This is a genomic window from Vibrio sp. V03_P4A6T147, from assembly GCF_002241085.1.
GTDB lineage: Bacteria > Pseudomonadota > Gammaproteobacteria > Enterobacterales > Vibrionaceae > Vibrio > Vibrio anguillarum.
The window spans coordinates 1-2,086 of the sequence record NZ_NDIO01000404.1 but is presented as its reverse complement, the minus strand read 5'-3'; the positions used below and the strand labels follow the sequence as shown (position 1 = coordinate 2,086).

The 2,086-nt window shown below is 43.4% G+C and carries 1 protein-coding gene; it reads left to right on the top strand.

Annotation, left to right across the window (positions count from 1 at the left end; all coding sequences use genetic code 11):
* Positions 1-263: 263 nt before the first annotated feature.
* Complete coding sequence (gene mltF, locus B9J84_RS15285) at positions 264-1,802, top strand: membrane-bound lytic murein transglycosylase MltF (RefSeq protein ID WP_013857418.1); 1,539 nt, start codon at positions 264-266, stop codon at positions 1,800-1,802.
* Positions 1,803-2,086: the final 284 nt, after the last annotated feature.

Here is a 2,086-nt window from a genome sequence, read left to right as displayed (position 1 = left end):
AAAATCATGAAAATACAATAAGTTAATAAAAGAAAACTGAATACATACCAATTTCACCTCGTGATTTCGAACGCATTATAAAGGAATTCTTTTTGTGACGTAACACCAAAAGCAACCGTTTGCGTCATTTTTTTTGTCAAATTTGAAATACAGCCACATTAGCGTGGTCGCCGACACTTTTTCATCCGTTTTTGATCTGAAACTTTGCCAATATGGCCGCCTTTGATATAAAGGCAGTAATTGATGTAAGAGATCGCTCATAAATGCCAAAGTATTATCTGATTCAGCTTCATCGCTCATTGTCCATTTTCCTACTCACTCTTTTTGTCGTCGGTTGCCAAATCGATTCAGATCCTAAAAGCGAGCTTGACCATATTCGTGAACGTGGCGTATTGCGAGTGGGTACGTTGAACAATCAACTCTCCTACTACATTGGCCCAGATGGCCCTGCAGGGCTGGACTACGAACTAGCACGCGAATTTGCCAATCAGCTTGGGGTTAAACTAGAGATGAAACCCGCTTATCGGTTGTCTAGTCTCTTTCCTGCACTGAAAAATGGGGAAATCGACGTTGTTGCAGCAGGGTTAAGTCAATCGAATCAACGCTTGAATGAGTACAGAACAGGGCCCGCTTATTACTATGTCAGCCAACAAGTCGTCTATAAGAAAGGCAACTGGCGTCCAAGAAATTTAAAACAATTACTGGAAAAACAACCGGAACTGATTGCTGGTCATGAAGGTGACAGCGTTTTTTCTATCGTGAATGAATCCCACTTTGAAAATACGCTCAGCGACATTAAACAGATCTACCCAGAGTTTCAGTACAATGTGAATAATAACGCCGACGTTAACGACCTTTTAAAACAGGTTTCGAATGGCGAACTGCTATTTACCATGGCTGATTCGGTCGAAGTCTCGCTGTCGCAGCGAATCTACCCTGACTTAGCCGTCGCCTTTGAATTAACTGAAGATCAGCCTATCGCTTGGTATATGCGTCGTTCTGAAGATGAAAGCTTATACGCCTTGATGATTGAGTTTTTTGGCAACCTTAAACAATCTGGTCAATTAGCGGCCTTGGAAGAGAAATATATTGGTCACGTGGGCACGTTTGATTATGTCGATACGCGCGCTTTTATTAGAGCACTCGATGTCCGCTTACCAAAATGGGCCCCTCTTTTCCAACAATATTCTGACGAGTTTGATTGGCGATTGATTGCCGCCTTAGCTTATCAGGAGTCTCACTGGAATCCGTTAGCTAAATCCCCCACCGGGGTCCGCGGTATGATGATGTTGACTCTCCCTACGGCAAGAAGTGTTGGTGTCGCCAATCGACTCGATCCGGAACAATCGATTCGTGGTGGTGTCGAATACCTGCGTCGGATGGTACAGCGTATACCAGACTCCATCCCAGAACATGAGAAAATTTGGTTTGCTCTCGCTTCCTATAACGTCGGCTATGGGCATATGATGGATGCAAGACGCTTAACCAAGCAACAAGGTGCGAACCCTGATTCATGGACTGAAGTCAAAGAACGCCTCCCTCAACTGAGACAAAAGAAATACTTCAGCCAGACTCGATATGGCTACGCGCGAGGTGACGAAGCCAAGGCCTACGTTGAAAACATTCGTCGCTATTATCAAAGTATTATTGGCCATGTTGATCAACAAAAGCAGATAGACAATAGTTCAGGTACTGATGATTTGGTTGTGATCAGTATTGAGGAGGAGGAGGCCGCGTTGGAAGCTATGGAATCGGCCGATGAGGCGCAAGATAATCAGTATCTCGACCCCGTAGCTCAATAAGCATAATAATAGCTAAATCTTCTACGTTGAACGAAAATTGCACACTTGATTTCCAAGTGTGCAGCCCATACATCAAAACGTGAAAAAGATCGTTTCCTAAGTTTCATATTATGGTAACAATCCTGCACTATAAAGGCAGATTAAGATTGTCATAAGGCACCCTAAACCATTAGGGATCATTGTCAAAACTCAGCAGTAGGAGGTTGTTTATGCTTAAACGTAAAAAGCTATCAAAACACCTTAATAAAACGGTGGCAGCGAACCGTCGTAAGCGTATGTTATCC